Annotated in this window: 28 protein-coding genes and 3 riboswitches; of the genes, 12 read left to right on the forward strand and 16 right to left on the reverse strand. The window is 66.3% G+C overall.

The window, feature by feature from the left end; genetic code table 11:
- From E8F06_RS04575 to nrdR, 8 genes are all read right to left on the reverse strand, one after another.
- Positions 1–501: a phosphatidylglycerophosphatase A gene (locus E8F06_RS04575; protein WP_151131622.1), complete on the reverse strand. Its 501-nt coding sequence runs from the start codon at positions 499–501 to the stop codon at positions 1–3.
- Positions 494–1,462, reverse strand: a complete 969-nt coding sequence (gene thiL, locus E8F06_RS04580) for a thiamine-phosphate kinase (protein WP_280364687.1) — start codon at positions 1,460–1,462, stop codon at positions 494–496. Before thiL ends, E8F06_RS04575 begins: the two co-directional genes overlap by 8 nt.
- A 14-nt stretch (positions 1,463–1,476) precedes the next feature.
- Complete coding sequence (nusB, locus tag E8F06_RS04585; RefSeq protein ID WP_151131620.1) at positions 1,477–1,950, reverse strand: transcription antitermination factor NusB; 474 nt, start codon at positions 1,948–1,950, stop codon at positions 1,477–1,479.
- Positions 1,947–2,423, reverse strand: coding sequence for a 6,7-dimethyl-8-ribityllumazine synthase (gene ribE, locus E8F06_RS04590; RefSeq protein WP_044872640.1), 477 nt, complete (start codon positions 2,421–2,423; stop codon positions 1,947–1,949). The genes nusB and ribE overlap by 4 nt, the downstream gene beginning before the upstream one ends.
- A gap of 62 nt (positions 2,424–2,485) precedes the next feature.
- Entirely contained in the window at positions 2,486–3,580 is a 1,095-nt protein-coding gene (gene ribBA / locus E8F06_RS04595; protein WP_280364689.1) for a bifunctional 3,4-dihydroxy-2-butanone-4-phosphate synthase/GTP cyclohydrolase II, read from the reverse strand.
- A 17-nt stretch (positions 3,581–3,597) separates the two neighbouring features.
- Positions 3,598–4,260, reverse strand: a complete 663-nt coding sequence (locus E8F06_RS04600; protein WP_280364692.1) for a riboflavin synthase — start codon at positions 4,258–4,260, stop codon at positions 3,598–3,600.
- Between the two features lie 219 nt (positions 4,261–4,479).
- Positions 4,480–4,760: riboswitch (FMN riboswitch) on the reverse strand.
- Between the two features lie 88 nt (positions 4,761–4,848).
- Positions 4,849–5,958 (reverse strand): bifunctional diaminohydroxyphosphoribosylaminopyrimidine deaminase/5-amino-6-(5-phosphoribosylamino)uracil reductase RibD, encoded by a 1,110-nt coding sequence (ribD, locus tag E8F06_RS04605; RefSeq protein WP_280364695.1) that lies wholly within the window; start codon positions 5,956–5,958, stop codon positions 4,849–4,851.
- Complete coding sequence (nrdR, locus tag E8F06_RS04610) at positions 5,958–6,422, reverse strand: transcriptional regulator NrdR (RefSeq protein ID WP_151138642.1); 465 nt, start codon at positions 6,420–6,422, stop codon at positions 5,958–5,960. Before nrdR ends, ribD begins: the two co-directional genes overlap by 1 nt.
- 112 nt (positions 6,423–6,534) lie before the next feature.
- On the opposite strand from nrdR, the gene E8F06_RS04615 reads away from it, so the two are divergent.
- The 3 genes from E8F06_RS04615 to trxA all read left to right on the forward strand — a co-directional run bounded on the left by E8F06_RS04615 (position 6,535) and on the right by trxA (position 8,774).
- Positions 6,535–6,960: a YbaY family lipoprotein gene (locus E8F06_RS04615; protein ID WP_280364698.1), complete on the forward strand. Its 426-nt coding sequence runs from the start codon at positions 6,535–6,537 to the stop codon at positions 6,958–6,960.
- Positions 6,957–7,610, forward strand: coding sequence for a 50S ribosomal protein L11 methyltransferase (locus tag E8F06_RS04620; RefSeq protein ID WP_280364701.1), 654 nt, complete (start codon positions 6,957–6,959; stop codon positions 7,608–7,610). The genes E8F06_RS04615 and E8F06_RS04620 overlap by 4 nt, the downstream gene beginning before the upstream one ends.
- Positions 7,611–7,904: 294 nt before the next feature.
- The gene (gene trxA / locus E8F06_RS04625; protein WP_280364704.1) at positions 7,905–8,774 is read left to right on the forward strand and encodes a thioredoxin; all 870 of its coding nucleotides are present in this window, start codon (positions 7,905–7,907) and stop codon (positions 8,772–8,774) included.
- Positions 8,775–8,831: 57 nt separating this feature from the next.
- Here trxA and E8F06_RS04630 read toward each other — a convergent pair whose 3' ends face one another.
- Complete coding sequence (locus tag E8F06_RS04630) at positions 8,832–9,179, reverse strand: hypothetical protein (RefSeq protein ID WP_280364706.1); 348 nt, start codon at positions 9,177–9,179, stop codon at positions 8,832–8,834.
- 105 nt (positions 9,180–9,284) lie between these two features.
- On the opposite strand from E8F06_RS04630, the gene E8F06_RS04635 reads away from it, so the two are divergent.
- The 5 genes from E8F06_RS04635 to E8F06_RS04655 all read left to right on the forward strand — a co-directional run bounded on the left by E8F06_RS04635 (position 9,285) and on the right by E8F06_RS04655 (position 13,211).
- Positions 9,285–9,845, forward strand: coding sequence for a DUF2796 domain-containing protein (locus tag E8F06_RS04635; RefSeq protein WP_280364707.1), 561 nt, complete (start codon positions 9,285–9,287; stop codon positions 9,843–9,845).
- A 38-nt stretch (positions 9,846–9,883) separates the two neighbouring features.
- Entirely contained in the window at positions 9,884–10,591 is a 708-nt protein-coding gene (locus tag E8F06_RS04640; protein ID WP_280364709.1) for an ABC transporter ATP-binding protein, read from the forward strand.
- Between the two features lies 1 nt (position 10,592).
- Positions 10,593–11,855 (forward strand): ABC transporter permease, encoded by a 1,263-nt coding sequence (locus E8F06_RS04645; protein ID WP_280364711.1) that lies wholly within the window; start codon positions 10,593–10,595, stop codon positions 11,853–11,855.
- A gap of 7 nt (positions 11,856–11,862) precedes the next feature.
- On the forward strand, positions 11,863–12,381 hold the full coding sequence (locus E8F06_RS04650; RefSeq protein WP_280364713.1) for a DUF3299 domain-containing protein: 519 nt from the start codon (positions 11,863–11,865) through the stop codon (positions 12,379–12,381).
- A gap of 155 nt (positions 12,382–12,536) precedes the next feature.
- The gene (locus E8F06_RS04655) at positions 12,537–13,211 is read left to right on the forward strand and encodes an OmpW family outer membrane protein (RefSeq protein ID WP_280364715.1); all 675 of its coding nucleotides are present in this window, start codon (positions 12,537–12,539) and stop codon (positions 13,209–13,211) included.
- A 209-nt stretch (positions 13,212–13,420) separates the two neighbouring features.
- On the opposite strand, the gene E8F06_RS04660 is transcribed toward E8F06_RS04655, so the two are convergent.
- The 6 genes from E8F06_RS04660 to E8F06_RS04685 form a co-directional block, all read right to left on the reverse strand.
- Positions 13,421–14,350, reverse strand: coding sequence for an NAD-dependent epimerase/dehydratase family protein (locus tag E8F06_RS04660; RefSeq protein WP_280364717.1), 930 nt, complete (start codon positions 14,348–14,350; stop codon positions 13,421–13,423).
- Positions 14,343–15,227, reverse strand: coding sequence for a sugar nucleotide-binding protein (locus E8F06_RS04665; RefSeq protein ID WP_280364719.1), 885 nt, complete (start codon positions 15,225–15,227; stop codon positions 14,343–14,345). The genes E8F06_RS04660 and E8F06_RS04665 overlap by 8 nt, the downstream gene beginning before the upstream one ends.
- Before the next feature lie 112 nt (positions 15,228–15,339).
- Positions 15,340–16,095, reverse strand: coding sequence for a precorrin-4 C(11)-methyltransferase (gene cobM / locus E8F06_RS04670; RefSeq protein WP_280364722.1), 756 nt, complete (start codon positions 16,093–16,095; stop codon positions 15,340–15,342).
- The gene (locus E8F06_RS04675; protein ID WP_280364725.1) at positions 16,092–16,502 is read right to left on the reverse strand and encodes a cobalamin biosynthesis protein; all 411 of its coding nucleotides are present in this window, start codon (positions 16,500–16,502) and stop codon (positions 16,092–16,094) included. The genes cobM and E8F06_RS04675 overlap by 4 nt, the downstream gene beginning before the upstream one ends.
- On the reverse strand, positions 16,499–17,212 hold the full coding sequence (locus E8F06_RS04680; protein WP_280364726.1) for a CbtA family protein: 714 nt from the start codon (positions 17,210–17,212) through the stop codon (positions 16,499–16,501). Before E8F06_RS04680 ends, E8F06_RS04675 begins: the two co-directional genes overlap by 4 nt.
- Positions 17,213–17,223: 11 nt before the next feature.
- Entirely contained in the window at positions 17,224–17,409 is a 186-nt protein-coding gene (locus tag E8F06_RS04685; RefSeq protein ID WP_280364728.1) for a CbtB-domain containing protein, read from the reverse strand.
- Positions 17,410–17,511: 102 nt separating this feature from the next.
- A riboswitch (cobalamin riboswitch) is annotated at positions 17,512–17,729 on the reverse strand.
- A gap of 58 nt (positions 17,730–17,787) precedes the next feature.
- A riboswitch (cobalamin riboswitch) is annotated at positions 17,788–17,982 on the forward strand.
- A 91-nt stretch (positions 17,983–18,073) separates the two neighbouring features.
- Here E8F06_RS04685 and cobW point away from each other — a divergent pair.
- On the forward strand, positions 18,074–19,126 hold the full coding sequence (gene cobW, locus E8F06_RS04690) for a cobalamin biosynthesis protein CobW (protein WP_280364730.1): 1,053 nt from the start codon (positions 18,074–18,076) through the stop codon (positions 19,124–19,126).
- A gap of 172 nt (positions 19,127–19,298) precedes the next feature.
- Positions 19,299–23,033 (forward strand): cobaltochelatase subunit CobN, encoded by a 3,735-nt coding sequence (gene cobN, locus E8F06_RS04695; RefSeq protein ID WP_280364732.1) that lies wholly within the window; start codon positions 19,299–19,301, stop codon positions 23,031–23,033.
- A gap of 286 nt (positions 23,034–23,319) precedes the next feature.
- On the opposite strand, the gene E8F06_RS04700 is transcribed toward cobN, so the two are convergent.
- Positions 23,320–24,411 carry a 3-deoxy-7-phosphoheptulonate synthase gene (locus E8F06_RS04700; protein ID WP_280364735.1) on the reverse strand — a complete coding sequence of 364 codons (1,092 nt, stop codon included), beginning with the start codon at positions 24,409–24,411 and terminating at the stop codon, positions 23,320–23,322.
- A 517-nt stretch (positions 24,412–24,928) separates the two neighbouring features.
- Between E8F06_RS04700 and E8F06_RS04705 the strand changes: the two genes are divergently transcribed.
- Complete coding sequence (locus E8F06_RS04705; protein ID WP_280364738.1) at positions 24,929–25,930, forward strand: AAA family ATPase; 1,002 nt, start codon at positions 24,929–24,931, stop codon at positions 25,928–25,930.
- Positions 25,855–26,586 (forward strand): VWA domain-containing protein, encoded by a 732-nt coding sequence (locus E8F06_RS04710; protein WP_280364741.1) that lies wholly within the window; start codon positions 25,855–25,857, stop codon positions 26,584–26,586. Before E8F06_RS04705 ends, E8F06_RS04710 begins: the two co-directional genes overlap by 76 nt.
- Positions 26,587–26,609 lie beyond the last annotated feature (23 nt).

Raw genomic sequence — 26,609 nt, forward strand, 5'->3', positions numbered from 1 at the left:
TTAGGCCAGACCCCAGACGATGAGCTGCATTGCCAGCCAGGCGAAGACACCGGCCAGGACGTCATCGAGCATGATGCCCACGCCACCATGGACATGGCGGTCGATCCAGCGGATCGGCCAGGGCTTGAGGATGTCCATCACGCGGAACACCAGGAAGCCGATCAGCAGCCAATGCCAGCCCTCGGGCACCAGCCAGAGGGTGATCCACATACCGACCATTTCATCCCAGACGATGCCTTCGTGGTCATGCACCCGCAGGTCGTCGGCCACCTTGCCGCACAGCCAGAAGCCGAACAGCATGGTCAGCCCCAGCATCAGCCAATAGCCCCAGTCCGGCAGCATCTGCCAGAGCGGGATGAACGGCAGCGCTACGAGAGAGCCCCAGGTGCCCGGAGCCTTGGGCAGCGTGCCCGAACCGAATCCGAAGGCGATGAAATGCCAGGGGTTGCTCCACACCGAATGAGGAATGGGTTGCGGCGTGGCCGACTCGTGATCAGTCACCTTGACTCCCGAAATGTTGATAACCCAATGCTGGCGGCTGCAGTTCGAGACCGGCGGCATCCAGCAGGTGAACCCCCTGCCCGGCTTCCACCCGGCCGATCACCGCCACTTCCGGCCACTGCGCCTGAACAGCGGCCAGTTCTGCGGCGGGAAGGGTAAAGGCGAGGCGGTAGTCGTCGCCACCGGCTAGCGCACATTTGCGCGCGAACTCACTGGTGAAGAGTCGTTCGAGCGCTGGCGACAGCGGCAGCTTCTCCGTTTCCACCAGCAGCGCGACGCCCGAAGCCCTGGCGATGTGGCCGCAGTCGGCGAGCAGGCCATCGGAGATGTCCAGCGCCGCAGTGGCCCGGCCGCGCAGCGCCTGGCCCAGGGCCAATTGAGGCTGCGGCGCCCAGTAACGCTGCAACAGGTACTCCGCATCCGCGCCGCTGTCCTGCCTTTCGCCCAGCACCAGCGGCAGCGCGCCGGCACCGTCACCCAGGCTGCCGCCCACGCAGAGCAGATCGCCGGGGCGCGCACCCGCGCGGGTCAGCACCAGTCCGGCAGGCACCCGGCCGAACACCGTGAGGGTCAGGCTCAGCGGGCCACGGGTGGTATCGCCGCCCACCAGGCCGATCCCGCAATCCCGCGCCATGGCGCAGAGGCCACGGGCGAAGCCTTCGAGCCAGTCGGCGCGTGCGTCGGGCAAGGTCAGGGCCAGGGTGAAGGCAATGGGCTGGGCGCCCATGGCGGCCAGATCGCTGGCGGAAACCGCCAGGGCGCGCTGACCGAGAAGGAAGGAGTCGGCCACTTGCGGGAAGTGCACGCCGGCCACCAGGGTATCGGTGGAAATCGCCAGTTGCTCGCCGGGGGGCACTTGCAACAGGGCGCAGTCGTCGCCGATGCCAAGGGCAATGCCTTCGCCCCCGGCCGCACAGGCGGCGGAGGCGAAGAAACGGCGGATCAGCTCGAACTCACCCATTCACTGGGCTGCGATCAGCGCTTGCCGCCACGGACTTCAGCGGCGCGCAGGCGCGGCGCCAGCTTGTCCAGCACGCCGTTGACGAACTTGTGTCCGTCGGTGGCGCCGAACACCTTGGCCAGCTCGATGCCTTCGTTGATCACCACGCGGTACGGCACGTCCACGCGGTTCATCAGCTCGTAGGTGGACAGGCGCAGGATCGCCAGCTCTACCGGGTCGACTTCCTCAAGGGCGCGGTCCAGGCAGGGCAGGAAGGCCGCGTCGATCTCGGTCTTCTGGCGCGGTACGCCGTGGAGGATCTCGTGGAAGTAGGCGCCGTCGACGCTGGCGAAATCGTTATCGACGCGGAACTGCGCCTCGATTTCGTTGAGCGGCTGACCGGCGATGTGCCAGGAGTAGAGCGCTTGCATCGCCAGGGTACGAGCCTGGCGACGAGCTGCGATCTTGCCTTTCGGAGCCTTGGGCGCCGAACCGTCTGCGTTGCTCACTTGGCCTCCAGGGCAGCCAGCAGGCTTACCATCTCCAGAGCGGACAGGGCAGCTTCGGCACCCTTGTTGCCGGCCTTGGTGCCGGAACGTTCGATGGCTTGCTCGATGGAATCAACGGTCAGCACGCCAAAGGCGACCGGTACGCCGAACTCCATGGAAACCTGGGCCAGGCCCTTGGTGCACTCGCCGGCAACGTATTCGAAGTGCGGGGTGCCGCCACGAATGACCGCGCCGAGGGCGATGATGGCGGAGTACTCGCCTTGCTGGGCGACCTTCTGGGCCACCAGCGGGATTTCAAAGGCGCCCGGCGCGCGGATGATGGTGATGTCGCTTTCGCTGACACCGTGGCGAACCAGGGCGTCTACGGCGCCGCTCACCAGGCTTTCCACGACGAAGCTGTTGAAACGGCCGACCACCAGGGCATAGCGGCCTTTGGGGGCGATGAAGGTACCTTCGATGGTCTTCAGGGACATGGGCGAGTTCTCGTCAATTAAAGAGCGAGGGCCCCGGCCTTGACGGTCGGAGCCCTGCGGGATCATTCGGCGGGCAGGTATTCTACAACTTCCAGGTCGAAACCGGATATCGCGTTGAACTTCATCGGCGAGCTCATCAGGCGCATCTTGCGCACTCCGAGGTCGCGAAGAATCTGCGATCCGGCACCAACGGTACTGTAGGTAGTCGGGTTGGTGACCTTGGTTTCCGCACCCAACTGACGCTCCAGGTGCGCGAGCAGCTGCGGACCGGTGAGCGGGGTGCCGAGCAGCAGCACCACACCGCTGCCGGCGGCGGCCACTTCCTTCATGGCGGCGCGCAGGCTCCAGCGGCCAGCCTGGTTGACCATGAACAGGTCACGCAGCGGGTCCATGTTGTGAACGCGCACCAGGGTCGGCTCTTCCGGGCAGATCTTGCCCAGGGTCAGGGCCATGTGCACATCACCTTCCACGGCATCGCGGTAGGTCACCAGGTTGAAGTGGCCCAGTTCGCTGTCCAGCGGCTGCTCGGCGATGCGCTCGACGGTGCGTTCGTGGATCAGGCGGTAGTGGATGAGGTCGGCGATGGTGCCGATCTTGATCCCGTGCTCGGCGGCGAAGGCCTCCAGCTCGGGGCGACGGGACATGGTGCCGTCGTCGTTCATGATTTCGCAGATCACGCCGGAAGGCTCGAAGCCAGCCATTCGCGACAGGTCGCAAGCCGCTTCAGTGTGGCCGGCACGGGCCAGCACGCCGCCCGGTTGGGCCATCAGCGGGAAGATGTGGCCGGGGCTGACGATGTCGTCGGCCTTGGCGCCCTTGGCGGCGGCCACCTGCACGGTGCGCGCGCGGTCGGCGGCGGAGATGCCGGTGGTCACGCCTTCGGCGGCTTCGATGGACACGGTGAACTTGGTGCCGAAGCCGGAGCCGTTGCGCGGCGCCATCAGCGGCAGCTTCAGCAGTTCGCAGCGCTCGCGGGTCATTGGCATGCAGATCAGCCCACGGGCGAAGCGGGCCATGAAGTTGATGTGCTCGGCCTGCACGCACTCGGAGGCCATGATCAGGTCGCCTTCGTTCTCGCGATCCTCGTCATCCATGAGGATGACCATCTTGCCCTGGCGGATGTCTTCGATCAGTTCTTCGATGCTGTTGAGAGCCATGGGCCCTCCTTCTGAATTCAGTGTTTGAGGTAGCCGTGTTCGGCGAGGAAGCTTTCGGTCAGGCCGGAGGACTGGGGCTCGGCAGCCTTGTCGCCGAGCAGCAGGCGCTCCAGGTAGCGGGCCAGCAGGTCGACCTCGAGGTTCACGCGGCGACCCGGGCGGTAGTCGACCATGATGGTCTCGGCCAGGGTATGCGGGACGATGGTCAGCTCGAACTCGGCGCCATTCACCGAATTCACCGTCAGGCTGGTGCCATCGACGGTGATCGAGCCCTTCAAGGCGATGTATTTGGCCAGGTCACGCGGCGCGCGGATGCGGAATTGCACAGCGCGGGCGTTGTCCTCGCGCATCACGATCTCGCCGATGCCGTCGACATGGCCGCTGACCAGGTGGCCACCGAGGCGGCTGGTGGGGGTCAGGGCCTTTTCCAGGTTGACCGGGCTGCCGGGCTTGAGGTCGTCGAAGGCGGTGCGGGCCAGGGTCTCGCGGCTGACGTCGGCCCAGAAGCCGTTGCCGGGCAGTTCTACGGCGGTGAGGCAGACGCCGTTGACGGCGATGCTGTCGCCCAGCTTGACGTCGGCGAGGTCCAGCTTGCCGGTTTCCACCAGGACACGGACGTCACCGCCCTTGGGCGTGATCGCGCGGATGGTGCCGATGGCTTCGATTATGCCGGTGAACATGGGACCTCCAGAGCTTGCAGCGAACCGGTCGATACCGGTGAAAGACGCATTATAGGCGCCCGCCCCTCACCCGCGCGCGGGCACGCCGCCGACGCCGGAAGGATGTGGACTGTTGCATTTGACATCGATGGAACTCCTGTTTCGTGAAAAACAGGGCGTATCGGATCGAAAGGGATCTGACGGACACGGGCACGGACGCACCCTGGACCAGGCAGGCAATCCCGTTCTCTCTTCATCCGGACTATTACCGTCGGCCTCGGAATCGCACCGAGTCTGCTGACCTCACTGGATGGATTGGCTGCGCGTCGGCGATACGGCGTTAAAAACCGCCTCGGAATGCTCATTTACAGTCGTAAACTCCGCTTCCTCGGCTGTTTCTGCCTTGTCTCGCTCTAGCTCGCTCAATCCTGAAAAGTGTTCTTCCAGCAAGCGCTCGCGGGCTATGCGCATTTCGCGCAATTACCGCCGGTGGGGACTTGCACCCCGCCCTGAGAACGTTTCAGCCAGCATCTAACTGGCTGGCAGGCGTTTTATCACAGTCGTGGCGAACTTGCATCGGCCTTTGCGGCCATGCCGCTGGTGCGTAAATCAGGCAGTGGCGCGGGGTATCGCGATGACTCGCCAGTCGTCGCCCACAGCGCGCATTTCGACGATGTTCAGTTCTTGCGCTTCCGCCATCCGCGCCAGGGGCCAGTCCAGCAGCGGACGGGCGCTGGAGCCCAGGAACTTGGCGGCGATGAATATCTGATACTCATCCACCAGTCCGGCCTGGGCGAAGGCACCAGCCAGGCTCGGGCCGGCTTCCACCAGGACTTCGTTCACGCCACGGCTAGCCAGTTCCTGCAACAGCTTGCGCAGGTCGACGCGACCATCGGCGCCGGGCAGCGCCAGCAGTTCGTGGCCCGCGTAGGCGTCCGAGCTGCAATCACTGGCGGTTGCCACCAATGCCGGTCCCGCCTGGAAGAAGGGCGCTGCCAGCGGCACCCGCAGGCGACCGTCCACCAGCACACGCAGCGGCGGACGGCTAACCGCGAGGGCGGTGAGTTCGGGATCGAGGCCCAGCTCATCGGCGCGGACGGTGAGGCGCGCGGCATCGGTGAGCACGGTATCGGCGCCAGTCAGCACCACGCTGGCTTGGGCACGCAGGCGTTGCACCGCCGAGCGGGCAGCCGGGCCGGTTATCCACTGGCTCTCGCCACTCGCCATGGCGGTGCGTCCGTCCAGGCTCATGGCCAGCTTGACCCGCACGAAGGGCAGTCCCTTCTCCATGCGCTTGATGAAACCGGCGTTCAGCGCTCGCGCCTCAGCCTCCAGCACGCCGCTTTCGACGGCGATGCCAGCATCGGCCAGCCGTTTCAGACCACGGCCGGCGACCTGGGGATTGGGGTCCTGCATGGCCGCCACCACGCGCCCTACGCCGGCGGCCACCAGCGCATCGGCGCAAGGCGGCGTGCGGCCGTGATGGCTGCAGGGTTCGAGGGTGACGTAGGCGGTGGCGCCACGGGCCAGCTCGCCAGCCTGGCGCAGGGCATGGACTTCGGCGTGGGGCTCACCCGCGCGGACGTGCCAGCCTTCGCCGACGACTTGGCCATCGCGAACGATGACGCAACCGACGCGCGGATTGGGATGGGTGGAACAGATGCCCTTGCGCGCCAGCTCGAGGGCGCGGGCCATGTAGGCCTGATCGCTGGCGGCCATCAGTCTTTCGATGGCTCGCGGGCCAGGCGCTCGATTTCCTCGCGGAATTCGTTGAGGTCCTGGAAGCGCCGATAGACCGACGCGAAACGGATGTAGGCGACTTCGTCGAGTTTCTGCAGCTCCGCCATGACCAGCTCACCCAGCACCCGCGACTTCACTTCGCGTTCGCCGGTGGCGCGCAGCTTGTGCTTGATATGGGCGATGGCCGCTTCCAGGCGCTCGACGCTCACCGGGCGCTTCTCCAGCGCGCGTTGCATGCCGGCACGCAGCTTCTCTTCGTCGAAGGGCTGGCGGCTACCGTCCTGCTTGATCAGCCGGGGCATCACCAGTTCGGCGGTCTCGAAGGTGGTGAAGCGTTCTTCGCAGGCCAGGCACTCGCGGCGACGGCGCACCTGGTCGCCCTCGGCAACCAGCCGCGAATCAATGACCTTGGTATCGTGGGCGCCGCAGAAGGGACAGTGCATGGGTTAGAAGAGGCATCGGCGGAAAAGGTGGTCCATGGTAGCGCATCCCCCAGGCAAGACAAGCCGGCGGCTTTGCGCTATAAGGCCCGCGCACCAGTATCAGGAAGCCCAGATGCGCCCACTCCTCCCCCTGCTCCTGGCCGCCATGCTCGCGGCCTGTGCCAGCGAAGAGCCCGCCCCGCAACAGCCCGCGCCGACGCAGAAACCCAGGGTGGAAGCGACGCCGGCCCATATGCGCGAGCTCATCGGCGTGCTGCAGACGCCTCCGTCCGGCAGTGAAGTCGAGCTGGCGCTGATGTCGATCGATTCCCGCGACCGTCCGCAGCGCTTGCTGGGCAATCTCGTACTGAACGGCAATGGCGGTCCGCTGCCCTTCCGCCTGCTGTTCAACCCGGAATCCTTCCCCCGTGGCGAGCGCGTGGAACTGCGTGGTCGCGCCAGCCTCTCCGGACGCCTGATCCTCAAGCTGCAACCCCGCGTCATTCTCCAGCCGGAAAGCCAGACCCTCGGCCCGCTGCAGATGGTCCCCGCGCCATGACCGCCCCGAAGATGCTGCAGCAGGCGCTGACTCAGTTGCTCGGCGACGCCAGCCTCAGCGCGGAAACCCTGCCCGGCACCGACCTCAAGCTCTGGCTGATCGACGCCGACAACATGGACCGTGCATTCAGCCCGGAAGAGACCCGGCGCATCCTCGAAGAGCCGCCCTACTGGTGCTTCTGCTGGGCCAGCGGCCTGGCCCTGGCGCGCTGGCTGGCCGAGAAGCCCGAGTGGGTCGCCGGCAAGCGTGTGCTGGATTTCGGTGCCGGATCGGGTGTCGCCGCCATTGCCGCAGCCAAGGCCGGCGCCGCTGAAGTGGTGGCGTGCGACCTAGACCCGCTGGCCCTGGAAGCCTGTCGTGCCAACGCCGAACTGAACGGCGTGGTGCTGAGCTACTCGGCGGACTTCTTTCAGGAAGAGGATCGCTTCGACCTGATCATCGTCGCCGACGTGCTCTACGACCGCGCCAACCTGCCGCTGCTCGACCACTTCCTCACCCGAGGCCGCCAGGCCCTGGTGGCCGACTCGCGGGTCCGTGACTTCCAGCACCCGCTCTACACCCGCCTCGCCGTACTGGATGCCTGCACCTGGCCGGACCTTGCGGAGCCTGCCGAATTCAGCAATGTGAGCCTGTATCACGCGATTCGGTGAGCCTGGGCCAGTGCATCGCCCGTAGGAGCTGGCTTGCCAGCGAATGGCCCTTTTTCGCTAGCAAGCTAGCTCCTACAAGGCTCCTGACTTCTGGCAGACATAGCCTTTCAGGTAAGGAATCGTCCCGGTACAGCTCGGAGTTGGGGCGCCCCTGCGGGGCGCTTGGCGAATGAATTCGCCCCTACGGGTAGAGCAGACCGAGTAGCAGGGAAGCCCGGCGCTCGTGCAGGGCATATTCATCCCCGGCCGGCAGCCGTATGATTCGCCCATCCTTTCGTGCCTTCGAGAGCCCAGATGAGCGACATTCCCTACATCTTCGATACCACCGGCGCCGACTTCGACCAGGCGGTGATCCAGAACTCCTTCCACAAGCCCGTGCTGGTGGATTTCTGGGCTGACTGGTGCGCCCCCTGCAAGGCGCTGATGCCGCTGCTGGCGCAGATCGCCGAGGCCTACCAGGGCGAACTGCTGCTGGCCAAGGTCAACTGCGATATCGAGCAGGACATCGTGATGCGCTTCGGCATCCGCAGCCTGCCCACCGTGGTGCTGTTCAAGGACGGCCAGCCGGTGGACGGCTTCGCCGGTGCGCAGCCGGAATCGGCTATCCGCGCCATGCTCGAACCCCATGTGCAGATGCCCGCCACGCCCCAGGGCAACTTGCTGGACGCCGCCCAGGCCGCCTTCAGCGAAGGCCGCATCAGCGAAGCCGAAAACCTGCTCAAGCAACTGCTGACCGAAGACAACACCAACGCTGCCGGGCTGATCCTCTATGCCCGTTGCCTGGCCGAACGCGGTGAGCTGGGCGAAGCGGAAACCGTGCTCAATGCGGTGAAGAGCGACGAACACAAACAGGCGATCGCGGGTGCCCGTGCTCAGCTGACCTTCCTGCGCCAGGCTGCCGATCTGCCGGAAGTCGCCGACCTGAAATCGCGCCTGGCGCAAGATGCCGGTGACGACGAAGCGGTCTACCAACTGGCGATCCAGCAACTTTCCCGTCAGCAGTACGAGCCGGCGCTGGACAGCCTGCTCAAGCTCTTCGTGCGCAACCGCAGTTATGAAAGCGGCCTGCCCCACAAGACCCTGCTGCAGGTGTTCGACCTGCTAGGCAACGACCACCCGCTGGTCACCACCTACCGCCGCAAGCTGTACAACGCCATCTACTGACCCGCTCTACCCTGTGGGTGCGATTTCATTCGCGATTGAACTCGCTCCCACAGCTCATCACCCCCGCCAGATATAGAGAGGCGCGTCTTCCCGCACCTCGACATGCACCTGCTCGCTGTGGCGCAGACGCACCAGCAGACGCTTTCCCGCCGCCACACCACCGGTCAGGGCTTCCAGTTCGGCCAGCAATCGCGGCCCTTCCATCTGTCCGGCTTCGCGCAGGAGTTGCTGGGCGGTCTCCCAGAGCGCATCGGTGCGCGGGGCGCTTGGGGCTTTCGGCGCGGCCTGGGCCCCGTCCACCAGCTCCGGCGACAGACGACTGGCCAACTGGTCCCAGTCCTCGGCGTCCATTTCGACCGTCAGGTCCACCGGCCAGTCGCCGATCTGTCCGCGTATGCGCAGCATGTCCAACTCCTCCAGAAACGAATGCGCAATGCTCCCACGGCGCTGGCGGGCTGCCTACATTTGTTATAACGTAACGAAATCTTTTAACCCTCTCGGGAGACCTCCATGCGCCGCCTGCTGCTTGCCCTGCCCTTCGCCTTGCTGCCCCTGGCCGCTGTCCAGGCCCACGAGCACGACCATGATCACGACAGCCTCGGCGCCCACGAGCACGGCGTAGCGCGCCTGAACGCCGCGCTGGACGGCAATACTCTCGAGCTGGAACTGGAAAGCCCGGCGATGAACCTGGTGGGCTTCGAGCATGCCGCCAGCAGCGATGCCGACAAAGCCAAAGTCGCTGCTGTCCGTAACGAGCTGGAAAGTCCCCTGGCGCTCTTCGGCCTTCCCCAGGCGGCCAGCTGCAAGGTCGCGTCCCAGGAACTGGAAAGCCCGCTCTTCGGCGCTGACGATCACCATGACGAACATGCCAAGGGCCATGACCACGAGCACAGCGAAGTCCACGCCCACTACCGGTTCGAGTGCTCCACCCCCGATGCGCTGAAGTCCCTGGACCTCGCCGGGCTGTTCAAGCGCTTCCCAGCCACCGAGAAAATTCAGGTACAACTGATCGGCCCGAACGGGCAGCAAGGCGCGGAACTGAGCAAGTCCAACGCCAACCTGAGCTTCTAATTCCCTAGAACCGGCCGGGGCAACCCGGTCGTTTTCCCATGAGCCAGACACTGATCGAACTCCAGGGGCTGGGCTTTGCCTGGCCCGGTCACCCGGAACTGCTGGATATTCCCGAGTTCCGCCTGCAACGCGGCGAAAGCCTCTTCCTCAAAGGCCCCAGCGGCAGTGGCAAGACCACCCTGCTAGGCCTGCTCGGCGGTGTGCAGAAACCCGGCCGTGGCAGCATCCGTCTGCTCGGTCAGGACCTGGCCAAGCTCTCGGCCAGCGCCCGTGACCATTTCCGTGTGGACCACACCGGCTACATCTTCCAGCAGTTCAATCTGCTGCCCTTCCTCTCGGTGCGCGAGAACGTCGAGCTGCCGTGCCGCTTCTCGCGTCTGCGCGCCGAACGTGCGCGCCAGCGCCACGGCAGCGTCGATGCGGCCGCCGCCACCCTGCTGCGCCATCTCGGCCTGAAGGAAGAACTGCTGCAACGCCGCGCTGATGCCCTGTCCATCGGCCAGCAACAACGGGTAGCCGCTGCCCGCGCGCTGATCGGTCAGCCGGAACTGGTGATCGCCGACGAACCTACCTCGGCCCTGGATGCCGACGCCCGCGAAGCGTTCCTGCAACTGCTGTTCGCCGAATGCCGTGAAGCCGGCTCCAGCCTGCTGTTCGTCAGCCACGACCAGAGCCTGGCATCGCTGTTCGACCGCAGCCTGTCTCTGGCGGACCTGAACCACGCCGCGCGCATTGAGGAGGATTGAGATGTATCTGCTGCGCCTGGCCCTGGCCAGCCTCGCCAACCGCCGTTTCACCGCCCTGCTGACGGTCTTCGCCATCGCCCTTTCGGTCTGCCTGCTGCTGGCCGTCGAGCGTGTGCGCACCGAGGCCCGCGCCAGCTTCGCCAGCACCATCAGCGGCACGGACCTGATCATCGGCGCCCGCTCCGGATCGGTGAACCTGCTGCTCTATTCGGTGTTCCGCATCGGCAACGCCACCAACAACATCCGCTGGGACAGCTTCGAAGCCATCAGCCAGGACAAGCGAGTGAAGTGGGCCATCCCCATTTCCCTAGGCGACTCCCATCGCGGCTACCGCGTCATGGGCACCAGCGGCGCCTATTTCGATCATTACCGCTATGGCCGCAGTCAGCCGCTGCGACTGGCCGAGGGCAAGCCTTTCGCCGATATGTTCGAGGTGGTGCTCGGCGCCGAAGTGGCCGAGGCCCTGCACTACAAGCTGGGAGACCAACTGGTGCTGGCCCACGGCGTCAGCACCGTCAGCCTGGTACAGCACGACGACAAGCCGTTCACGGTGGTCGGCATCCTCGCGCGCACCGGCACGCCGGTGGATCGCACCCTGCACATTTCCCTGGCGGGCATGGAGGCACTGCACGTCGACTGGCAAAACGGCGTGCCTGCGCGCGGCGCCGGCAAGGTCAGCGCCGACCAGGCCCGCGCCATGGACCTGCAACCCAAGGCCATCACCGCCTTCATGCTCGGCCTCAACAGCAAGATCGCCACCTTCGCGCTGCAACGGCAGATCAACGAATACCGTGGCGAGCCGCTGCTGGCGATCCTGCCCGGCGTGGCCCTGCAGGAACTCTGGAGCCTGATGGGCACGGCCGAGAAGGCGCTCTTCGTGGTCTCACTGTTCGTGGTGCTGACCGGCCTGATCGGCATGCTCACGGCCATCCTCACCAGCCTCAACGAACGCCGCCGAGAGATGGCCATCCTCCGTTCCGTGGGCGCACGGCCCTGGCACGTCGGCAGTCTGCTGGTGCTGGAAGCCTTCGCCCTGGCCGTGGCGGGTGCGGTACTGGGCGTGGGGCTGTTGTACCTCGGTATCGGGCTCAGCCAGGGCTATGTGCAGGCGAACTATGGGCTCTACCTGCCGCTGGCCCTGCCCAGCCCCTATGAGTGGACGCTGCTCGGCGCTATTCTGGCCGCCGCCCTGCTGATGGGCGTGGTGCCAGCCTGGCGTGCCTACCGGCAGTCGTTGGCCGACGGCCTGTCCATTCGCCTGTGAGACTCCCATGAGACGCATCCTGCTGGCCCTGCTGCTGACCCTTTCCTCCCCGCTCTGGGCCGGCGAGGCACGTGAGCTCACCTGGGCGGAGATGATCCCGGAAGGCGCGCCGCCGCCCGCACCGCCCGCCCCCATCCATGACCTTTCGCAGTTGTCCGACGCCCTCAACGCCGAGGCTGGCCCGGCGGCGAGCCAGCAATCTCCTGCAGCACCGGTGGTCAAGGCGCTGGATGGCCAGGACGTGAAGCTGCCGGGCTACATCGTGCCGCTGGATGTGACCGAGGAAGGCCGGGTCACCGAGTTCCTCCTGGTGCCCTATTTCGGCGCTTGCATCCACGTACCGCCACCGCCATCGAACCAGATCGTCCACGTGAAGAGCGAACTCGGTGTGCTGATGGATGCCCTCTACCAACCCTTCTGGATTGAAGGCCCGCTGCAGGTGAAAGCCAGCAGCAGCGAACTGGCGGAAGCCGGCTACCAGATGGACGCGAGCAAGATTTACCCCTACGAGTCCACCAGCAACTGACCCTGGACGCTCAATCCCTGAATGCACAAAGGCCCGGTCTTACCGGGCCTTTTGCTGTCGACCGTCCGCGACATTGCTCTGGATCAAGATACAAAGCTTCCTAATTACCGAAACTGGCTCCAGTCCAACACATTTAGAACTCATTGGAGCCTTCCATGCGCAAGCCTCTTCTCGCCGCCTCCCTGCTCGCACTTGCCATCGCCTCCCCCCTGGCCCATGCCCACAAGGCCGGCGACGTGATCATCCGCGCAGGCGCAGCCACCGTCGATCCGCAAGAGGACAGCTCCAACCTGTCCCTGGCCGGCACCAAGGTCGGCGGCACCAAAGCCACCCTGGACAGCGACACCCAGCTCGGCCTGACCGGTACTTACATGCTGACCGACCATGTCGGTATTGAACTGCTGGCCGCCACCCCGTTCCAGCACGAAGTAGGCGTGAAAGGCCTCGGCGGCGCCCTTGACGGCAAACTGGCCGACATCAAGCACCTGCCCCCGACCTTGAGCCTCCAGTACTACCCGCTGGACCCGAACTCCGCGTTCCAGCCGTATGTCGGTGCTGGCCTGAACTACACCCTGTTCTTCGACGAAGACCTGACCAGCTCGCGCAAAGCCCAAGGCTTCAGCAACCTGGACCTGGACGACTCCTGGGGCTTGGCCGCGCAGGTCGGCATGGACTACATGCTGACTGACAACATCCTGCTCAACGCCGCTGTCTGGTACATCGATATCGACACCACTGCCACCACCGACCTGGCCGGCGTGGGCAAGGTCAAGGTCGATGTGGACGTGGACCCGTGGGTATACATGGTCGGCGTCGGCTACAAGTTCTGAGCGGGCTCTTCCACGAGAGGAACACCCCCGCCAAAAGGCGCCTTCGGGCGCCTTTTTTTGTGCCTGGAGATTTATGAGGAAGCGGGGCCGCGTCCTTCATCGGGACCTAACGTAGGGTGCGCCGCGCGCACCGACCTCGCTTCCCGATCAGCCCAGCCTGCCAGTGCGTACGACCGCCCTACAGGCTCAGGCAAAGCGTGGTTGGCTGCTCAACGCCCCAAGAGACGCGCCACACCCTCGCGCAGCGGAGTCGCCACTGGGAATTCGTAGCGCAGCAGGAGGCGGGCGTTGTTGGCCCGCGAATGGCGAATGTCCCCGGCGCGGGCTTCGCCGTAGGTCACCGTTGGCATTTCGCCCAGCACATCACCGATGGCGGCGAGCAACTGCTTGAGGCTGGTGGCACGGTTCAGGCCCACGTTCACTGGCCCGGCTTCCAGCCATTCCGCTTCCAGCGCCTGCACCAGCACTTGCACCAAATCGCCAACGTAGACGAAATCGCGGGTCTGCTCGCCATCGCCGAATACAGTGATCGGCAGCCCGGCCTGGGCGCGCTCGGTGAAGATACTGATCACGCCGGAATAGGGCGAAGACGGATCCTGGCGCGGACCGAAGATGTTGAAGAAGCGGAATACCGCCGGCTCCAGACCGTGCTGGCGGCGATAGAAATCCAGGTAGTGCTCACTCGCCAGCTTGTCCGCCGCGTAGGGTGTCAGCGGCGCCTTGGGCGTGTCTTCGTCGATGGCCATGCCTTCGCCGTTCTGGCCATAGACCGCGGCGCTGGAGGCGAAGATCACCCGTTTCACGCCGTGCTCGCGCATGGCTTCGCAGACGTTCAGGGTGCCGATGAAATTGCTCTGGTGAGTCGCCACCGGATCGTCCACCGACGCCTGCACTGAAGCCACTGCAGCCAGGTGGGCCACCGCCTTGCAGCCGGACATGGCGCGAGCCACCAGGGCAGCGTCGGCCACATCGCCTTCGATCAGTTCCAGACGTGGATTGGTCAGAGCCAGGTTGGAGCGTTTGCCAGTGGAGAGGTTGTCCAGCACACGCACGGCGTGGCCCCTGGCAAGCAACGCATCGGCCAGGTGCGAGCCGATGAAACCGGCGCCGCCGGTGATGAGGATGGGGGAATCAACCATGGCGATAGTAACGGTCCAGCAGGGTTGGCAATGCGGCGCGCCAGGCGCGCGGCTTGATACCGAAGGTATGGAGGATTTTCTTGCAGGCCAGCACCGCGTTCTGCGGTTCGTCCGCCGCATCGGGACGGGCGGCGTGGGCCTGCGGGGTGATGTCCTGCACCTTCAGCGGGTGCAGGCTGCGGGCCTCGCTGAGCAGCGCCTGACCGAGGGCCAGGGGCGTCGTGGCTTCGTGGCCGCCGTAGTGATAGGTGCCCCAGAGCGGCGCCTGGCAATCCAGCTGCTTGATCACCGCGAGCAACACGCGCGCGGCATCGTCCACCGGCGTGGGATTGCCGCGACGGTCATCCGCCAGGCAGATCTCGTCCGCTTGCTCGGCACGGGTGAGGAAGCGCCCCAGGGAGCCTTCCCGGCTGTCGTCCAGCAACCAGCCGAAGCGCAGCAGCACATGCTTGGGGCAGGCCGCACGCACGCTCTGCTCCATGCGCCAGATGGCCTGGCCACGGTCGCTGAGCGGAACGGATTCGTCTTTTTCGCTGTAGGCCGTGGCGCGGGAGCCATCGAATACCCGGTAGCTGGAAGGTTGCAGCAGGACGATGCCGTGGTGCTGGCAGAGCTCGGCAAGTCGCTCCACTCCGCGCTCCTGGGCTGCCAGGCGGACGTCACTGACTTCTTCGGCCTGGAACCAGTCGAAGTAGTAGGCGAGGTTGATCACGGCGTCGGGCCGGGTGTCATCGAGCAGCTGGGTCAGGCTGGCGGCGTCCCAGCCCTGCTCAGGCGGACGCGGAGCGAGAAAACCTACGTCTTCCTCGGCACCCTGGCGAATCAGCGCCTGTCCGAGTGAATTGCCGCCACCCAACAGCATCAAGCGCATTCGCATAGAGAAAAAGGTCGCTTAAAGCCGGTTAGAAGGAGTTGGCGGGAAAATTGCCCGCCACATAAGAGCCGCATTCTGCGGGTTTCACCGGCTCACGTCACTAGCCGCGTAGCGGTTACGCCTGGCCCGGGCGGTAGAGATGGGCATGGCTGGCGCGGTAGAGGGAGGAATCGGTGAAGCCATCTGCTGCCAGCACCTTGCCCACGAGGATCAGCGCCGTACGGCGGAAGTCCCGCGCCGCCACTTTGGGGAGGATGTCGCCGAGGGTACCGGTGACCTGCTCCTGATCGGGCCAGCTGGCGCGATGGATCACGGCGATCGGGCATTCGGCGCCGTAGTGCGGCAACAGTTCTTCGACGATCTTCGCCAGTTGGCTCACGCCCAGGTGGATGGCCATGGTCGCGCGATGCCGGGCCAGATCGCCCAGCGCTTCCCCTTCGGGCATGCGCGTTTTGCTGGCGTAACGGGTGAGGATCAGGGTCTGCGACACGTCCGGCAGGGTCAGCTCGCATCCCAGCAGCGCGGCGCACGCGGCAGTGGCGGTCACCCCCGGCACAATTTCGTAGGGGATATCCCGTTCGCGCAGGTGGCGGATCTGCTCGCCAATGGCGCCGTAGAGCGACGGGTCGCCGGAATGCACCCGCGCCACGTCCTGCCCCTTGGCATGGGCCTCGGCAAGCAGGGCGACGATCCCGTCCAGGTGCAGTTCCGCCGTGTTCACCACCCGCTCGGCTCTATGCCCAGCCAACACGGCTTCTGGCACCAGGGAACCTGCGTAGAGAATCACCGGGCAGGTCCGAATGAGGCGCTGCCCCTTCACGGTGATGAGCTCCGGATCGCCAGGGCCGGCGCCGATGAAATAGACCGTCATGGCTGTTCAGCCTCCTGGGGGACACAGGCCAGGGCACAGGTGGCGCTGGCGCTGCAGCGTTTATCGACAAGCAGGGTGGCGTGACCGCCGAACAGGGCCTCGGCCTGGGCCAGGGCGGCCGCCTCGGCAACGCCCGGACTACCAACGGCTTCCCGCACCCGTTCGGACGGCTGGCTCAGGCATGTCTCACGGGCTGCGAGGATATCCACAGGCAGGAAATTCAGCGACAGGCCTAATCGCTCGGCCAGGGCGATCAGCCCCGGCTCTGCCGCCTTCACCTCGCTGCTGGCCAGGGCGACCAGCTCATCGAGTGAGGCACCGGCCTCCGCAAGGCACTGCTGTAGCAGGCCTTGCAGCTCATCCGCCGAGCAGCCGCGTCGGCAGCCCAGCCCGGCGACCAGCTTCAAGCGGAGGGCGAGGTGTGGCGCTGGTACAGCCAACCGGCCGCCCAGCCCAGTACGGCCCAGAATGCCGCATTGGTGATCAACGAAGCGGCGATGAACTCGTGTTCAAGCGCTTCCGGCGCCAGGCTGGAGTGCACCTCCGGCTGCGGCGCGCCCACTACATGGGGGATAACCAGCAATACGACGCCCGCCACGCGCAGCCCCCAATGACGGCCGAAGGCGATCAGCGCGAGGCCAACGGCCGTGGAGGCGGCGGTGCCGATCCACCAGGTCTGGCGCTGGGCCAGTTCGGCGGCGGCTGTGCCCGGCAACTCCGGCGGCAGGCCCAGGGACGGCGCCAGCGCGAAGGTGGCGAAACCGCCCAGGCCCCACAGCAGGCCATGCCAGGCGCGGGTCGGACCGCGCAGGCTGAACAGTCCGGCAAGGATCAGGGCGAAGCCCACAGCCACCACCAGGTTGCTGCCGCCCGTGGACAGGGTCCGCTGCCAGCCATCTTCCGGGGCCCAGGCTTCGTCATTGTGTTCATGCACATGGGGAACAGCGGCGCCGCCGTGTTCATGGTCGTGGACCTGCTCGACGGGGGCCGGCTCGGCGCTTTCATAGGTCTCCGCCTGGAGAATCAGCGGAGTGACCCACAGGCTCTGCAGCAGGGTCAGCACCAGGGCCGCGATGAGGCCGGCGAACCCTGCGGTCTGGGCGATGCGCTTGATCATGGATGCATCACTCAGTGGCAGGGGAAGGCGGCGCTGTGGCGGGTGTCGTGGGCGGCGTTGTGCACGGCCTCGACGTGCGAGAAACCGGCGAAGTACACCAGGGACAGGCCGACCAGGCCGGCACCGATGGCCAGCACCAGGCGTTGGGCCAGGGTCGAGGAGGAAGCGGCGGAATGGGACAGGGTGCGGCTGGACATGGAGGTTCCCTCTGCGTTGCTAGTGATACCGGCAGAGGAACGCGCGCGAGGGAAGCGGACGCACGGGCGCCCAGATTTCCGGCTTGCGCCCGCCCACCGCGGGTTGCCAAAACGTGATCAGGCCGGTCTCCGGGCTTGCGACGCCAGCCTTGGGCTGGATGGGCATGCCTTCCCATGCCGAACCGGCACAGTGGCGTACTTAACCCTACGATCGCTTACCGTTGCGGGGGCAGCGTCGGACTTGTCCGAAAATGGACGCACCGATTTCCCGTTTCACCTCGCGTACGGCGACGCAAGGCACCTGAAAAAACCGTGCTAGGACATCACGAGTCCGACCAAGCGTCAACTGCTGCGATTGACCGCTGCTGGCACGCTGCGTAGCCTTCGCCCTTTCGAGGTTCTCCGGATATACGCCGGAGCTAAGAGGGAACGTGGTCAAGGCCACGGCTGCCCCCGCAACTGTGAACGCCCCCAAGGCCCTTCGAAATGCCACTGCGCAAGCGGGAAGGCGAAGGTGCCGCGCAACGCGCAGGGTCGTGAGCCAGGAGACCTGCCTCGACGACATTCCAGACAACCGGGCGGGGTGATCCGGTGGCGAATCCGTTGCGCGGGGCCGGCCCCGCTGCGTTCGTCATGCCCGCCGACCGACCACGCAGAGGCGCGCATGAAAACCCTGGCAAAGCTCCCCGTCACCATCGTCACCGGCTTCCTCGGCGCCGGTAAGACCACCCTCCTCCGCCACATGCTCGACAACGCAGAAGGCCGCCGCATCGCGGTGATCGTCAACGAGTTCGGCGAACTGGGCATCGACGGCGAAATCCTCAAGCAGTGCTCCATCGGCTGCACCGAAGAAGAGGCCGCGGGCCGCGTGTTCGAACTGGCCAACGGCTGCCTCTGCTGCACCGTGCAGGAGGAGTTCTTCCCGGTGATGCGCGAGCTGGTAGCGCGCCGTGGCGACCTCGACCAGATCCTCATCGAGACCTCTGGCCTCGCCCTGCCCAAGCCCCTGGTGCAGGCCTTCCAGTGGCCGGAAATCCGCAACGCCTGCACCGTCGACGCGGTGATCACCGTGGTCGACAGCCCGGCCGTGGCCGCCGGCACCTTCGCCGCCCACCCCGAGCAGGTGGACGAACAGCGCAAGCAGGATCCGAACCTCGACCATGAATCCCCGCTGCACGAGCTGTTCGAAGACCAGCTCGCCAGCGCCGACCTAGTGGTGCTGAACAAGGCCGACCTGCTCGACGCCGAAGTCCTCGCCGCCGTGCGCGCCGAAGTGGCCGAGGAGTTGCCGCCGGCGGTGAAAATCGTCGAAGCCCGCGCCGGCAAGCTGCCGCTCGATGTCCTGCTCGGGCTGAACGCCGAAGCCGAACTGCACATCGACAGCCGCCCCACCCACCACGACCACGAAGGTCATGAAGACCACGACCACGACGAGTTCGACTCCTTCCACGTCGACCTGCCGGAAGTCGAGGAAGCCGCGCTGCTCACCGCCCTCGGCCAACTGGTGGAGCGCCACGCCATCCTGCGCATCAAGGGTTTCGCCGCCATTCCCGGCAAGCCGATGCGCCTGCTGATCCAGGGCGTCGGCAAACGCTTCGACAAACACTTCGACCGCAAGTGGCTGACCGACGAAACCCGCGGCACCCGCCTGGTGGTCATCGGCCAGGAGCTGGACCAGACAGCCATCGCCAACGAACTGCGCACCGCGCTCTCCTGACCCACGACCGTAGGGTGGGTGGAGCGGAGCGATACCCACCGGGCGATATCGATGGGTATCGCAAGCTCAACCCATCCTACGTAGAGCCATCCGCGCATGCCGAACCGCTCCCTCTCCCTTCAGGGAGAGGGCTGGGGAGAGGGTGCTGCCATCGAGCGATAAGGTCCGATCCATGCACCTCCTCCGCACCCAACCCGGCGGCTTTGTCCCCGACGACGGCATTGCCCACCTGGCTCAGACACCCGCCGAGCTGGTGATCCTCTGCAGCGGCGATTCGCACCTGGCCTTGCTGGCAGAAGCCGCCCGCGAACTGCCGGAGGACTACCCGAGCCTGCGCCTGGCCAACCCCATGCAGCTGCAGAATCACGCCTCGGTGGACCTTTACGTCGACGAGGTGCTGCAGCACGCGAAAGTCATCCTCATCTCGGTGCACGGTGGCGTCGGCTACTGGCGCTACGGCATCGAACAACTGGTGGCGCTGGCCGAGCGCGGTGCAACGCTGATCCTGGTACCCGGAGACGACCGCCCCGATCCCGAGCTGGCAGGTCTCTGCAACGTCCCGGGGGAAGACGCCGAACGCCTCTGGCAGTACCTGCGCCAGGGCGGGCTGGACAACGCGCGACAGCTCTTCAACTGCCTGGCCACTCGCTGGCTGGAGCGTGATTACCCCTGGCGCGAACCGCAGGTCCTGCCCCGCGTCGCCCTCTACCACCCACGCATCCGCCCTGCGCAACTACAGGACTGGCAGGCCGAATGGCTGTCGCATCAGCCCGTGGCCGCCCTGCTCTTCTATCGAACGCACCTGCAGGCGGCGAATACCGCCTTCATCGATGCCTTCTGTGAGCGACTGGCTGCCCAGGGCCTGAATCCCCTGCCCATCGCGGTTGCCAGCCTCAAGGAAGCCGAGTGCCTGGAGGTTGTGGAAAACTGGCTGGACGCCGCAGGAGCCGGGTTGATCATCAACACCACCGGCTTCGCCCAGTCCAACCCCGATGCCCCCAGCCTTCGCCCGTTCCGCCGCGACATCCCGGTGCTGCAGGCCATCTGCTCCCTGGACAACGAACCCCTCTGGCGCGACAACCCACAAGGCCTGGGCCCGCGCGACCTGGCCATGCACATCGCCCTGCCGGAGTTGGACGGCCGCATCATCACCCGCCCCATCAGCTTCAAGGGCATGGCCTGGCGCAGCGAGCGCAGCCAGAGTGACGTCGTCTGCTACCTGCCGCACGGCGAGCGCATGGACTTCGTTGCCGAACTCGGGCGGCGCTGGTGCGAACTGGCGCGCAAGGCCAATGCCGACAAGCGCGTCGCGCTGATCCTGGCCAACTACCCCACCCGCGATGGCCGCATCGGCAATGGCGTAGGCCTGGACACCCCGGTCGCTGCGTTGAACATCCTCCGCGCCCTCGAAGACGAGGGTTATCCGGTCGCGGGCCTGCCGGACAGCGGCACAGCACTTATCCACAACCTGCTCGGTGGCGTCAGCAACGATCTGGATAGCCTCGACCTGCGCCCTTGCGCCCAGAGTCTCGCGTTTGCCGACTACCTGACCTGCTTCGCGCGCCTGCCCGAGGCCAACCAGCGCGCCGTGCGCGAACGCTGGGGCGAACCGCAGCAGGACGCGATGTTCCGCAGTGGCCGCATGATGATCGCCGGCCTGCGCTTCGGCCTGACCTTCGTCGGCATCCAGCCGGCCCGCGGCTACCAGCTCGACCCGGCGGCCATCTACCACGACGCCGACCTGGTGCCGCCCCACGGCTACCTCGCCTTCTACTTCTGGCTGCGCGAAGTGTTCGCCGCCGATGCACTGATCCACGTCGGCAAGCACGGCAACCTGGAATGGCTGCCGGGCAAGGGTGTCGGCCTTTCCGCCGAATGCTGGCCGGACGCCGTGATGGGCCCTCTGCCGAACATCTACCCCTTCATCGTCAACGACCCGGGCGAAGGCGCCCAGGCCAAGCGCCGCGCCCAGGCGGTGATCATCGACCACCTGATGCCGCCGCTGACCCGCGCCGAGAACTATGGCCCGCTGCGCGACCTGGAACGCCTGGCCGACGAGTACTACGACGCCTCCCTGCTGGACCCGCGCCGCGCCGTGCAGCTGCGTGGGGAAATCCTCGAACTGGTGAAGGCCACCGCCCTGGACCGCGAGCTGAACCTCGCCATCAGCGATGACCCGGAAAGCTGGCTACCGCAGTTGGACGCCTACCTCTGCGACCTCAAGGAGTCGCAGATCCGCGACGGCCTGCATGTGTTCGGCGAATCCCCAACCGGACGCCTGCGCGACGACACCCTGCTCTCCCTGGTCCGCATTCCGCGTGGCGACGGCAAGGGGGTCAACGCCAGCCTGCTGCGCGCCCTCGCCAGCGATCTGCAACTGGGCACCGACCCGCTCGACCTCAATTGGGCCGAGCCTTGGCAAGGTCCGCGCCCGGCGGTACTGGAGGCCGTCAGCGATGAGCCCTGGCGCAGCAACGGCGACACCCGCGAGCGCCTGGAATTGTTGGCGCTGGGTCTGATCGAGACTGCCGATTTCGGTTCCATCGGTCCCGCCAGCGATGCGGTTATCCACAACCTGCGGGCCGTGATCGCCCCCACCCTGGATGCCTGCGGCAGCGCTGAGATTGGCGGCGTACTGGCAGCACTCAATGGCCGCTTCGTTCCGCCCGGCCCCAGCGGAGCCCCCAGTCGCGGACGCCTCGACGTACTGCCCACCGGGCGCAATTTCTTCACCGTGGACGTGCGCAACCTGCCCACACCCACGGCCTGGCGCCTGGGATTCCAGTCCGCCAGCCTGCTGCTGGAACGCCACCTGCAGGACCACGGCGATCACCTGCGCCAACTGGGCATTTCCGTCTGGGGCACTGCCACCATGCGCACTGGCGGCGACGACATCGCCCAGGCCCTGGCGTTGATGGGCGTGCGGCCGGTGTGGCAGGCGGGCAGCCAGCGGGTCGAAGACTTCGAAATCCTGCCGTTGTCCCTGCTGGACCGGCCTCGCGTGGACGTGACCTTGCGCGTCTCCGGTTTCTTCCGCGACGCCTTCGCCAACCTCATCCGCCTGTTCGATGCCGCGGTGCAGGCGGTCGCGGAACTGGACGAACCCGAGGACATGAACCCGCTGGCCGCGCGGGTGAAACAGGAAAGCGAACGTCTCGCAGCCGAGGGGCTGGCCGTGGAGGATGCGCGGCTGCAAGCCGGCTGGCGGGTGTTCGGCGCCCAGCCCGGCGCTTACGGTGCGGGTGTGCAGGGCGCCATCGAAGAGCGCCAGTGGCAGGACCGAGCCGAGCTGGCCGAGGTCTACCTCAACTGGGGCGGCTACGCCTACGGCTCCCAGGACGCCGGCACCCCGGCGCGGGAACGCTTCGCCCAGCGGCTGCAACGGTTGCAGGCCGTCCTGCAGAACCAGGACAACCGCGAGCACGACATCCTCGACTCCAACGACTACTACCAGTTCCAGGGCGGCATGCTCGCCGCTGCCGAAACCCTGCGCGGCGAGAAGGTAGCGAGCTACCACGGCGACCACAGCCAGCCGGACCTGCCACGCATCCGTTCGCTCAAGGAAGAACTGGGCCGCGTGGTCCGCGCCCGCGCCGCCAATCCGAAGTGGATCGCCGGCATGAAGCGCCACGGCTACAAGGGTGCCTTCGAGCTGGCCGCGACCGTGGACTACCTGTTCGCCTTCGACGCCACCAGCGAACTGGTGGACGACCACCAGTACCAGTTGCTGGCCGATGCCTACCTGCTGGACGAAGACACCCGCGAGTTCATCCGCCAGCACAACCCCGAAGCCCTGCGCGACATCGCCGAGCGGCTGGTGGAAGCCCAGCAGCGCGGGTTGTGGGAGAACCCCGGGGAGTACCGCGAAGCGATCGAGAATCTGTTGCTGGATATCGAGGAGCAGTGATTCGTACTGAGGTCCAGGCAACCTGTGGGGCAAATTCATTCGCGATGGATCGCGCAGCAACCCTGTAAGCCGTAGGGTGGATCACGCTTCATCGATCCACCATCGTCGGTTGGCCTGACCTCGTTGGTGGATGTGAAAAGCGACATCCACCCTACCTGGCTCCCACCATTCCATCGGCACAAACCCTGTGGGGGCGATTTCAATCGCTACGCAGGACGCAGTCCTGCCTTCTGCCCATCACCTACTGGAAGGCAGTCATTGACCACAGGGTAAACCTGCCGGGTCCTCACCCGCGCAACCGCTCCGCCGCCTCCCGCAGGATGCGCTCGGTGCCTTCCCAGCCCAGGCACCCATCGGTAATCGAAACCCCGTAACGCAGGTCGCAGGACAGCGATTGCGCGCCATCGAACAGGTGACTCTCGATCATCACGCCGCGCAGGGCGTCCTGGCCGGCCAGGCGCTGATTGACCACATCTTGCAGCACCGCGGGCTGGCGAAGCGGGTCTTTGCCGCTGTTGGCGTGACTGCAATCGACCAGGATGCGCGGTGCGATGCCGAGCTTCTCCAGCCCCTCGCGGGCCGCCTGCACGCTCGACGCATCATGGTTCGGCCCCTTGTGGCCGCCGCGCAGCACCAGGTGGGTGTCCGCATTGCCGGCGGTCTGCACCAGCGCCGGACGACCCAGGGTGTCGATGCCGAAATGCTGGTGGGCATGGGCGGCCGAGCGCATGGCGTCGGTCGCGATACCGAGGCTGCCGTCCGTTCCGTTCTTGAAGCCCACTGGCAGGTCCAGCCCGCTGACCATCTCGCGGTGGATCTGCGACTCACTGGTGCGCGCACCGATGGCGGCCCAGCTCAGCAGGTCATCCAGGTAGCCGGCCACCAGCGGTTGCAGCAATTCCGTGGCGACCGGAAGCCCCAGCTCAGCCATCTCCAGCATCAGCCGGCGGCTCAGGGCCAGGCCCCCGGCCATGTCGCCGCTGCCATCCAGATGCGGGTCGTAGACCAGCCCCTTCCAGCCCACGGTGGTGCGCGGCTTCTCGACGTAGGCGCGCATCACCAGCAGCAACTGGTCGCTGACTTCCGGCGCCAGCCTGGCGAGGCGACGTGCGTAGTCGAGGGCGGAATCGGCATCGTGGATGGAACAGGGACCGACCACCACCAGCAGGCGCGAATCCTCGCCATCCAGCACGGCCCGCACAGCCTCGCGCTGGGCGCGGATCTGATGGGCGAGCTCATGGGACAGCGGCAGGCGCTGGCGCAGTTCGGCGGGAGTGGGCAGCGGCTGGGTGCTGCGCGATGGGGGAAGGGCAGCCTCCAGCGCCATGGCATGGAGCGGCTGTACAGCGGTGGGCAGAACGGATTGGTGCGAATTCATGACTGGCATCCTCAGCCGGCGCGGCTTGATCCGCGCGCGGCGCTATCTGGGTGTTCGATTCAACGGTGTCTGAGCGGTGCCTGCGCGGCTAAATCGCCAGTCGGAGTTGCGGTAATAGGTCTGGTAAGTGCGGTAGCTGATCATGGTGCGATCCTCGAATCTCATGTGTTTGGCCTTGTGGGCCGGAAAACAAAAACCCCCGGTCGGGTTGCCGACCGGGGGTTTCGTGGAGCTTTGGCGGCGACCCTGCTGGAGTGGGCCGCCTGATTGGGTATCAGGCCAGCCCGTGGCTAAACCAATACCCATAGAAATAGCTGGCCGCAGCGGCCACACGCACACGCGCCACGACCTGAGTCTGGCGAGCGGTGAGCGAAGTGGAAGCGAGTTGCGGCATGACAATCTCCAAAGCGAATGCTGGATAACCTACTGGATCGCCGCGCGCCGTTCAATCACTGATTTCTATCGGCCACCCCGACCTTTCGCTACCATGCGCGACACGCTTTCCCAGGATCCCGCCATGTCCGACCTTCTCCACTTTCCCCTGAGCGCGGTCGTCGGTTCCGACGAACTGAAGCTGGCGCTCTACCTCGCTGCCATCGACCCCGCCATCGGCGGCGTGCTGATCGAAGGTCCGCGCGGCATGGCCAAATCCACCCTGGCGCGCGGCATCGCCGACCTGCTGCCGGAAGCCACCTTCGTCACCCTGCCCCTGGGTGCCAGCGAAGAGCGCATCGTCGGCACCCTCGACCTGGACGCCGCCCTCGGCGAAGGCCGTGCGCGCTTCTCCCCCGGCGTGCTGGCGAAGGCCCACGGCGGCGTGCTCTATGTGGATGAAGTGAACCTGTTGCCCGACCACCTGGTGGACCTGCTGCTCGACGTGGCCGCCAGCGGTGTGAACCAGGTGGAGCGCGATGGTCTTTCCCATCGACACCCCGCCCGCTTTGTGCTGATCGGCACCATGAACCCGGAAGAAGGCGAACTGCGACCGCAACTGCTGGACCGCTTCGGCCTCAAGGTCCGCCAGGACGGCCAGCCGCAACCGGCCGACCGTGCCGAGATCGTTCGCCGCCGCCTGGCCTTCGATGCCGATCCCCAGGCCTTCATCACCCAATGGAACGGCGAACAACAGGCCCTGGCCCGACGTTGCCAGGACGCCCGCGCACGCCTGCCCGGCATTCCCCTGGACGATGTCGCCCTCGATGACATCGCCCAGCGCTGTTTTGCCGCCGGTGTCGACGGCCTGCGCGCCGACCTGGTCTGGCTGCGCGCCGCCCGTGCCCACGCTGCCTGGCGCGGCGCCGAGCGCATCGAAGCCGAAGACATCGACGCCGTCGAAGACTTCGCCCTAGCCCACCGTCGCACCCACACGCCACCACCCGCCGCGCAGCCGCCGCAAGCTCCACCGGCCGCCTCGCAGTCGCAGGCTTCCGGCGGTGAGGGCCAATGGGGCGAACTGCCCGCGCAAGCGGTACCCACCGGCGAGCGACGCGACCTGCCGCGCTGGCCAAAAAAGCCCTGAGCATCCGCCCGCGCACGGTCACAGGGGCGGGTGCCCAACCCAGACCCGGCACTCTTGGCAACGGCCGCAGCGGCGCTCGCCGTGCGGGTGCCAATGGCGCAATCCAGTGGTTGCCCACGCTCCTGCGTGGCCGTCCGCGCAAGGCCTCAGACCTGGTGCGTGCGCCACGCAGCCAGCGCCCCGACCAGCTCTGGCTGGTGGTGGTGGATGCCTCCGCCTCCACCCGCCGCCACGGCGCCCTGGCCCAGGCCAAGGGGTTGCTGGCCAATCTGTTCGAAGCCGCCTACCGCGAGCGCGCGCGCCTTGCCGTACTCCACGCCACCGGCCACCAGCCCCGATGGCTCTGGCAGGGCCAGAAGGCCTCCCCCGCCCTGCACCACTGGCTCGCCGAACTCGGTGCCGGCGGTGGTACGCCCGTCATCGAAGCACTACAGCAATCCGCCCACTGGCTGGCCCGCCGACAGCGGCAGAAGCCGGCCGAGGAACAGCGTTTGCTGGTGCTCACCGATGGGCGTTTGAAGGACTGGTCGTCACTGCAGCCGCCGGGTTGCCCGACGCTGTTGGTGGATATCGAAAGCGGGCCGATTCGGCTGGGGCGGGCGAAGAAGTTGGCGGAGGAGTTGGGCGCGGAGTACCGGGTCATCTCCGAGCTGTGAGTCGATGGGTATCGCTCCTCAGC

Origin of the sequence: Pseudomonas sp. BN411 (assembly GCF_029871235.1) — a bacterium.
Classification (GTDB): Bacteria; Pseudomonadota; Gammaproteobacteria; order Pseudomonadales; family Pseudomonadaceae; genus Metapseudomonas.

What these genes read in the sequence shown, in the direction of transcription:
- thiL (WP_280364687.1), bottom strand. Translation starts at nt 1,462, where the DNA reads ATGGGTGAGTTCGAGCTGATCCGCCGTTTCTTCGCCTCCGCCGCCTGT.
- ribE (WP_044872640.1), bottom strand. Translation starts at nt 2,423, where the DNA reads ATGTCCCTGAAGACCATCGAAGGTACCTTCATCGCCCCCAAAGGCCGC.
- ribBA (WP_280364689.1), bottom strand. Translation starts at nt 3,580, where the DNA reads ATGGCTCTCAACAGCATCGAAGAACTGATCGAAGACATCCGCCAGGGC.
- E8F06_RS04600 (WP_280364692.1), bottom strand. Translation starts at nt 4,260, where the DNA reads ATGTTCACCGGCATAATCGAAGCCATCGGCACCATCCGCGCGATCACG.
- ribD (WP_280364695.1), bottom strand. Translation starts at nt 5,958, where the DNA reads ATGGCCGCCAGCGATCAGGCCTACATGGCCCGCGCCCTCGAGCTGGCG.
- nrdR (WP_151138642.1), bottom strand. Translation starts at nt 6,422, where the DNA reads ATGCACTGTCCCTTCTGCGGCGCCCACGATACCAAGGTCATTGATTCG.
- E8F06_RS04615 (WP_280364698.1), top strand. Translation starts at nt 6,535, where the DNA reads ATGCGCCCACTCCTCCCCCTGCTCCTGGCCGCCATGCTCGCGGCCTGT.
- E8F06_RS04620 (WP_280364701.1), top strand. Translation starts at nt 6,957, where the DNA reads ATGACCGCCCCGAAGATGCTGCAGCAGGCGCTGACTCAGTTGCTCGGC.
- trxA (WP_280364704.1), top strand. Translation starts at nt 7,905, where the DNA reads ATGAGCGACATTCCCTACATCTTCGATACCACCGGCGCCGACTTCGAC.
- E8F06_RS04630 (WP_280364706.1), bottom strand. Translation starts at nt 9,179, where the DNA reads ATGCTGCGCATACGCGGACAGATCGGCGACTGGCCGGTGGACCTGACG.
- E8F06_RS04635 (WP_280364707.1), top strand. Translation starts at nt 9,285, where the DNA reads ATGCGCCGCCTGCTGCTTGCCCTGCCCTTCGCCTTGCTGCCCCTGGCC.
- E8F06_RS04640 (WP_280364709.1), top strand. Translation starts at nt 9,884, where the DNA reads ATGAGCCAGACACTGATCGAACTCCAGGGGCTGGGCTTTGCCTGGCCC.
- E8F06_RS04645 (WP_280364711.1), top strand. Translation starts at nt 10,593, where the DNA reads ATGTATCTGCTGCGCCTGGCCCTGGCCAGCCTCGCCAACCGCCGTTTC.
- E8F06_RS04650 (WP_280364713.1), top strand. Translation starts at nt 11,863, where the DNA reads ATGAGACGCATCCTGCTGGCCCTGCTGCTGACCCTTTCCTCCCCGCTC.
- E8F06_RS04655 (WP_280364715.1), top strand. Translation starts at nt 12,537, where the DNA reads ATGCGCAAGCCTCTTCTCGCCGCCTCCCTGCTCGCACTTGCCATCGCC.
- E8F06_RS04660 (WP_280364717.1), bottom strand. Translation starts at nt 14,350, where the DNA reads ATGGTTGATTCCCCCATCCTCATCACCGGCGGCGCCGGTTTCATCGGC.
- E8F06_RS04665 (WP_280364719.1), bottom strand. Translation starts at nt 15,227, where the DNA reads ATGCGAATGCGCTTGATGCTGTTGGGTGGCGGCAATTCACTCGGACAG.
- cobM (WP_280364722.1), bottom strand. Translation starts at nt 16,095, where the DNA reads ATGACGGTCTATTTCATCGGCGCCGGCCCTGGCGATCCGGAGCTCATC.
- E8F06_RS04680 (WP_280364726.1), bottom strand. Translation starts at nt 17,212, where the DNA reads ATGATCAAGCGCATCGCCCAGACCGCAGGGTTCGCCGGCCTCATCGCG.
- E8F06_RS04685 (WP_280364728.1), bottom strand. Translation starts at nt 17,409, where the DNA reads ATGTCCAGCCGCACCCTGTCCCATTCCGCCGCTTCCTCCTCGACCCTG.
- cobW (WP_280364730.1), top strand. Translation starts at nt 18,074, where the DNA reads ATGAAAACCCTGGCAAAGCTCCCCGTCACCATCGTCACCGGCTTCCTC.
- cobN (WP_280364732.1), top strand. Translation starts at nt 19,299, where the DNA reads ATGCACCTCCTCCGCACCCAACCCGGCGGCTTTGTCCCCGACGACGGC.
- E8F06_RS04700 (WP_280364735.1), bottom strand. Translation starts at nt 24,411, where the DNA reads ATGAATTCGCACCAATCCGTTCTGCCCACCGCTGTACAGCCGCTCCAT.
- E8F06_RS04705 (WP_280364738.1), top strand. Translation starts at nt 24,929, where the DNA reads ATGTCCGACCTTCTCCACTTTCCCCTGAGCGCGGTCGTCGGTTCCGAC.
- E8F06_RS04710 (WP_280364741.1), top strand. Translation starts at nt 25,855, where the DNA reads ATGGGGCGAACTGCCCGCGCAAGCGGTACCCACCGGCGAGCGACGCGA.